Here is a 6,191-nt window from a genome sequence, read left to right on the forward strand (position 1 = left end):
ACCAGCAATATCATCGGGGCTACTACCATGGAGCAGCTAAAGGAAAATATTGGGAGTATATCACTGCAGTTGAGCCAGGAAGTCCTTGAAGGGATTGATGAGATACACAAGGCTATACCTGATCCTGCCCCATAGTATATTGGAAATTATCATCTGCAACATCGTTGATAATACCAGTTGAAAATGTATGGACCTATTGAAGCAGGTAGCGGACAACCTCTTCTATCCTGGACACCAAAATGGCTTGTATCCCCGTTTTGGCCCGGCTCAATTTGTTATGCCTGGATATAAAGATCCGGGAGAAGCCCAGTTTTTCCGCTTCCTGTATGCGTTGCTCCACGCGCTGCACGGGCCGTATTTCCCCTGCCAGACCAATTTCTGCTGCAAAGCACCAGTTTTTTTCGATCGGGACATCGGCATTGCTGGACAAGATGGCTGCGATTACCGCCAGGTCAAGGGCTGGGTCATCAATGCTGATCCCCCCGGTAATGTTGAGGAACACATCCTTGGCCCCCAATTTAAATCCTGCACGCTTTTCGAGTACGGCAAGCAGCATATTGAGCCTCTTGGCATTATAACCAGTGGCCGAACGCTGAGGTGTTCCATAGACCGCCGTACTCACCAAGGCCTGGACTTCGATCATCAAGGGCCGCATGCCCTCCAGGGTGGCTGCGATGGCCGTGCCGCTTAGTCCTTCCCGGTTTCCGGATATCAGCACCTCTGATGGGTTACTCACCTCCCTTAGACCGTTTTCCTGCATTTCATAAATGCCCAATTCTGATGTGGAACCAAAGCGGTTTTTCAATGCCCTCAGAATTCGGTAGACATAGTGCCGGTCTCCCTCAAATTGCAGCACAGTATCCACCATGTGCTCCAGGATTTTGGGGCCGGCGATATGCCCTTCCTTGGTAATATGCCCGATAAGGATCACCGGTGTATGTGTTTCCTTTGCATACCTAATGAGTTCTGCTGTGCATTCCCGTATCTGAGAAATGCTCCCGGCAGCTGATTCTATGTACTCGGTCTGCAGGGTTTGGATAGAATCCACTACCAGAAGGTCTGGTTTCAGGGCTTCGATCTGCTGAAAGATATGCTGGGTTTTGGTCTCCGTTAGGATAAAACAATTTTCATTTCCGGCCGCAATGCGGTCTGCCCGCATTTTGATCTGCTTTTCGCTTTCTTCCCCGGAAACGTAAAGGGTTTTGTAAGGGAGTTTCAATACTGTTTGTAGGACGAGGGTACTTTTCCCGATGCCTGGCTCCCCGCCTAAGAGGACCAGTGATCCCGGTACGAGGCCGCCCCCCAGGACGCGGTTGAATTCGATATCCTGCAAATCCATCCGGGCCTCCTTTTCAAGGCTGATATCCTGTATGCGAAGGGGTTTGGCACTTCGTGGATCTTTGCTGGAGGTGCCTTTCCAGGCAGGGGTTTCCTTTTGAATGACCTCTTCAACAATGGTGTTCCAGGATTTACATGCGGAACACTGCCCATTCCATTTGGCATATTGGGTGCCGCAATTCTGACAAAAAAAGGCTGTTTTTGTTTTGGCCATAATCGCCCGGTATAGGGGATAGCCGTAAAGATATTGTGTCCGAACAGAAAAACAAAAGCAGTCCTGGAAAGACTTTTATCCGTACCCTAAATAAATGGCCTTAGTAGCCGAAGTCAGCTTTTAGGGCTTCCATTTTTTCCAAGGCCATGTCCTTAGTAAGAAAGTCGATTTCCTGCATTCCAAAGGCCTTTTCAAAGGTCCTTAGGGCTTTTTTAGGTTCCCCGATCTCTTCGTAATACTCCCCTTCGAAATAGAAGCCCAGCATAGTTTCGGGAAAAGCGGACTTACACAGATCAGACAGTGGTTTCAGGGACTCGTAATCATCCTTCTTGCGACATGCCGCATAGATGGCCATAATATCGTTGAGTTCTACATGTTTCCGGAATCCAAATAGGGTTTCGATTTGGTCATATTTGTCTTTCAGATACTGAAAGGCCGGGGCATTTGATGTAAGGATTTCCGTCTTGTATTCCTGAGGCGAAATGGGTTTGAAAATACCAAAAGTGCGGTCCCACGCCTTTCCGAGACCATAGGTGATCACCGAGGTGTCATCAGCTCCTTTGTATTCCTCAAAGAAGTAGTGGATATTATCCTTCTGCAGGCTTTTTAGTCCCCTGTCCAACTGCAGGATGGCATTTCTGTTATCTCCCTGCCCAGTGGGAACAATAAGGTGATAATAAATCTGTTGGTTGAGGATGTTCAGTCGTTCAGGCACCCGGCTGGCCATTTCCGGTGCGAGGTAAGGAGAGATGCTGATGTACGCATTGAAAAGGGATTTATCCTTGAACAGGAAATAGTTCCCAAAGTTTGCGGTGATATCATAGCCTACAAAAACCTTAAAGGGGGCGGTGCTGTAAGTGGTCTCAAGGAAGGGGATGACTTCCATGCCCAGGAATTCGTAAAACTGCGGGCCTTTCTCTCCTGGCAATCCATTTTCTGGGTCAAAGGCACAGTCTTCCCATCTGAGCTTGTCGGGCTGCTGCCCTATGCCTACTACTATAGACTCTGGCATCCCATGAAAGCGGCTGTAAAATTTAGCGTTTGCCACTACAAGGTCAAAAAGGTATTCCCCATCCAGCACAACTACAAGGGGATACTTTTTTTCAGGAGAATAATCCTCCGGTATGTAATATTGAATATCTCGTCTTTCCTGTAGTTTAAAGGATTCAAAGATCTCCTTTTTTATCTGGGCTGTGAGCCCCATGCACGAAAAAGCCAGGGCAAAAAGTATGATTATGCGTTTCATCGGTTGTCTATACAGGGAACAGTCTGGATTATCTATTCCTGTTCCATAACGGGATGATGAGGAAGGATATTGCACCAAAGAATACAATCATCAGGGTTTGCGCAATCCACATAATCCAGCCAAAGGCATCACCGGAAACGCTGCTGACACCGAAAATACCAAGTGAAGCACTTACCGCAATCGGGTAGAGGCCGATGCCCCCGTTAGTGGTAGACATGGCAAAAGCTCCTGCGACAAAGGCAACCAGGATTTCCCCGAAGCTGAGGGGTATGGTTTCCAAAACGGTGAATTTAATTATCCAGAACATAAATATGTAGGCGCCCCAGATAAACAGGGTATGAAATACAAAAGGCCATTTCTTCTCCATGCGGAAAATACTCAGGATCCCTTCCAGCAGCCCCTTGATAAAATCTTTAAGCCGGATCGAAAATCGCGAAGTTGATCTTCGCAGGAAGGCCAGAAATAGAAACATGCCTGCCACCCCAACACCAACCAGGGCCAACGTGGCACCCATCCCTATCCCCTGATCGCTCAGGTAGCCCATGATGACATCGGTCTGGGAAAAAAGGGCAATGAGGATTACGATAAACAACATTAGCAGGTCTACTACTCTCTCGGTGACAATGGTGCCAAAGCCTTTTTGGAAGGGAACATTTTCATAGCTGGCCAAGGCCGTCGCCCTGAGGACCTCTCCGGACCTTGGGATGCCCAGGTTCGTAAAATAGGCCATCAGAATGATCAGGATATTATTCATGAGCTTTGGGCGGTAGCCAAGGGGCGCCAGCATATAATTCCATCGGACCGCCCGGGAAATATGGCTGAGCATCCCGATGACGATAGAAAGTGTCACCCAGAATAGGTCTGCCTCACCTATATATTTAAGGATTTGCTGCCTGTCAGCTTCAGAAGTGATCGCATAAGAGTACCAGACCAAAAACAAACCCAGCCCAATAGGGAGGATGGTTTTAAGGAGTCTTACCAGTTTTTTATTCAAAACTATTGCAAAAGGTTGGTCTCTTCATTGGGGAAGACCAAAGCTGGATTAAAATTCCTGGCTTTTTCAATATCCATTTGTGCATAGGTGATGAGAATGAGGATATCCCCAACTGCTACCTTGCGGGCCGCAGCCCCGTTCAACGTTAGCTCACCACTGCCTCTTGGCCCCGGAATTACATAGGTTTCAAGGCGTTCACCATTGTTGTTATTCACTATCTGGACTTTCTCCCCACGGATAATGTTGGCAGCGTCCATAAGGTCTTCATCTATGGTAATGCTGCCAATATAATTTAGGTCCGCTCCTGTGACACGGACCCGGTGTATCTTAGATTTTACAACTTCTACTAGCATCGTGCAAAATTAATCAATTCAGGGCAAGGTTATCAATAAGTCTAATGTCATCCACATAAACCGCTATAAAGGCCCTGTATTTTTGGTTTTTTTGTTTTCGTTTTACTGGTTTCAGGGTGTCTGCAGTTGCTATCGTGAAATACTCCAGGGTATACTCCGGATATTTCCTAAACTCCTTCTGCACCCATTCCCCTACCTTAGCAGCACTTTTTGTGCCAAAATGCTCCCTGGCAGCCACCAACAGCTGGTAGATCAGTCCAGCTTTTGCTCTCAGCCTTTTTGGCAGCCGTTCATTGCGGGAACTCATGGCCAGTCCATTAGCCTCCCTGACAATTGGGCAGGGGACAATAATTACGTCCAGATGCTTATCCGCTACAAGCTTTTTGATAATTTGCAATTGTTGGTAGTCCTTCTCCCCGAAATACGCCCGGTCCGGGCCCACAAGTCGCAACAAAGTTTCCACAATAGTCGCTACTCCCTGAAAATGGCCTTCCCTGTAGGCCCCTTCCATGACCTTGTCCAATCCATCAAATTCATAGTTTTCCGCTGTTACTTCTTTAGGGTATATTTCTTGCACCGCAGGGGCGAATACCACGACTTTGCCCGAGTAGGGAGATAACATTTGAAGGTCAGCCTCCAGGTTCTGGGGATATTTGTCTAAATCATCCGGGTTATTAAACTGAGTGGGATTAACAAATATGCTCACAATCACGTGATCGTTTTCCTGAACAGCCCTTTCCACAAGGCTGATATGCCCCCTGTGCAAGGCGCCCATAGTGGGGACAAGGCCCAGTTGTTTGGTTTGATCACGCTCTTCCAGGAGAAAAGCATTTAAATTCTGTCGCGAAAACAGGGTCTTCATAAATAGCGCTTAGGGCGAGCAAACTTACTATAATTACGGCTATTCTTCATAATTTTTGTAATTTTGCAGCTACGTTTCTGCGATAACCGAAATACTACTTCTATGAATGGTAAAAAGATATTGTTTGTATCTTCTGAATTAGTGCCCTACCTACCCGAGAACGAAGTTTCTTTAATGTCTTACGAAGCCCCCAGGATGGTCAACAGCAGCGGGGGACAGATCCGCATCTTTATGCCCCGTTATGGGAATATTAATGAGCGCAGGCACCAGTTGCACGAAGTGATCCGGTTGTCCGGGATGAACCTGGTGATAAATGACCTGGATATGCCTCTGATAATCAAGGTAGCATCCATTCCAAGAGAGCGCATACAGGTATATTTTATTGATAACGAGGAATATTTTAAGAGGAAGGCCACTTTCACTGATGAAGAGGGGAAGCTTTTTGCTGATAATGATGAACGCGCCATATTCTTTGCCAAAGGAGTGGTGGAAACGGTGAAAAAACTCAATTGGTCCCCTGATATTATCCACGTTCACGGTTGGCTGGCATCTCTTTTGCCTTTGTATTTGCGGAAGTATTATGCTGATGAACCCCTTTTTGCAGAAAGTAAAATTGTGACTTCCATATATGGTCAGGGATTCGAAGGAGAGCTGGATGCCAAAATGCAGAGCAAGATAGCTTTTGACGGCATTGAACTCGACGACATTACTTCCCTGTCTGCACCTTCCTATAATAATTTGTTAAAAGTGGCCATTGATTATTCCGATGCCGTTATTTTAGCATCTGAAGAGGTGCCTGAAGAGTTAAAGGCCTATTCAGAAAAACTTCAAAAACCTATACTGCCTTATGTTTCTATTCAGGAATTTGAAGAAGCATATACCAACTTTTACACTACAGAAGTATTAGAACAGCCTTGAAGCGATTTTTCATGAAAAAAATATGGCTTGCCCTGGTTGGCGGGGTTTTGATAATGTCAGCTATTTCCTGTGAAGAAGACCTCTCTACCCTGGGAGAAGGGGTTATTGGTGGGGAGCCCTTTGTTACGGATAAAGCTGTTTTTGATGTCTTTGCCTACAACAAGAAGATCGAAGCTGTTCCTACCAACAAACTGCCGATCTATCAATTGGGGGTTTATAATGATCCCATTTTTGGTAAAACCGTGGCGAGCGTCAATACCCAGGTT

7 protein-coding genes and 1 pseudogene are annotated in these 6,191 nt (G+C 46.5%); 3 read left to right on the forward strand and 5 right to left on the reverse strand.

Going from position 1 to position 6,191, the window contains the following annotated elements:
- Positions 1–135: pseudogene (locus tag AC4E7D_RS08890) on the forward strand (aldo/keto reductase); the annotation flags it as partial.
- A 58-nt stretch (positions 136–193) separates the two neighbouring features.
- Here AC4E7D_RS08890 and radA read toward each other — a convergent pair.
- From radA to panC, 5 genes are all read right to left on the reverse strand, one after another.
- Positions 194–1,552, reverse strand: coding sequence for a DNA repair protein RadA (gene radA, locus AC4E7D_RS08895; protein ID WP_490173449.1), 1,359 nt, complete (start codon positions 1,550–1,552; stop codon positions 194–196).
- A 100-nt stretch (positions 1,553–1,652) separates the two neighbouring features.
- Positions 1,653–2,798: an alpha/beta hydrolase gene (locus AC4E7D_RS08900; RefSeq protein WP_490173450.1), complete on the reverse strand. Its 1,146-nt coding sequence runs from the start codon at positions 2,796–2,798 to the stop codon at positions 1,653–1,655.
- Positions 2,799–2,826: 28 nt separating this feature from the next.
- Positions 2,827–3,792 (reverse strand): lysylphosphatidylglycerol synthase transmembrane domain-containing protein, encoded by a 966-nt coding sequence (locus AC4E7D_RS08905; RefSeq protein WP_490173451.1) that lies wholly within the window; start codon positions 3,790–3,792, stop codon positions 2,827–2,829.
- Between the two features lie 2 nt (positions 3,793–3,794).
- The gene (gene panD, locus AC4E7D_RS08910) at positions 3,795–4,145 is read right to left on the reverse strand and encodes an aspartate 1-decarboxylase (protein WP_490173452.1); all 351 of its coding nucleotides are present in this window, start codon (positions 4,143–4,145) and stop codon (positions 3,795–3,797) included.
- A 13-nt stretch (positions 4,146–4,158) separates the two neighbouring features.
- On the reverse strand, positions 4,159–5,007 hold the full coding sequence (gene panC / locus AC4E7D_RS08915) for a pantoate--beta-alanine ligase (protein WP_490173453.1): 849 nt from the start codon (positions 5,005–5,007) through the stop codon (positions 4,159–4,161).
- A gap of 102 nt (positions 5,008–5,109) precedes the next feature.
- Here panC and AC4E7D_RS08920 point away from each other — a divergent pair, with 102 nt between their 5' ends.
- Both AC4E7D_RS08920 and AC4E7D_RS08925 read left to right on the forward strand, forming a co-directional pair.
- Positions 5,110–5,925 carry a glycogen/starch synthase gene (locus AC4E7D_RS08920; RefSeq protein WP_490173454.1) on the forward strand — a complete coding sequence of 272 codons (816 nt, stop codon included), beginning with the start codon at positions 5,110–5,112 and terminating at the stop codon, positions 5,923–5,925.
- A gap of 11 nt (positions 5,926–5,936) precedes the next feature.
- Positions 5,937–6,191: DUF4270 family protein (locus tag AC4E7D_RS08925; RefSeq protein ID WP_490173455.1), on the forward strand; the 255-nt coding region annotated here is incomplete at its 3' end.

The organism is Lentiprolixibacter sp. (genome assembly GCF_982873095.1).

Excerpts from the sequence above, each read along its gene's own strand:
- radA (WP_490173449.1), bottom strand. The coding sequence starts at position 1,552 with ATGGCCAAAACAAAAACAGCCTTTTTTTGTCAGAATTGCGGCACCCAA.
- AC4E7D_RS08900 (WP_490173450.1), bottom strand. The coding sequence starts at position 2,798 with ATGAAACGCATAATCATACTTTTTGCCCTGGCTTTTTCGTGCATGGGG.
- panD (WP_490173452.1), bottom strand. The coding sequence starts at position 4,145 with ATGCTAGTAGAAGTTGTAAAATCTAAGATACACCGGGTCCGTGTCACA.
- panC (WP_490173453.1), bottom strand. The coding sequence starts at position 5,007 with ATGAAGACCCTGTTTTCGCGACAGAATTTAAATGCTTTTCTCCTGGAA.
- AC4E7D_RS08920 (WP_490173454.1), top strand. The coding sequence starts at position 5,110 with ATGAATGGTAAAAAGATATTGTTTGTATCTTCTGAATTAGTGCCCTAC.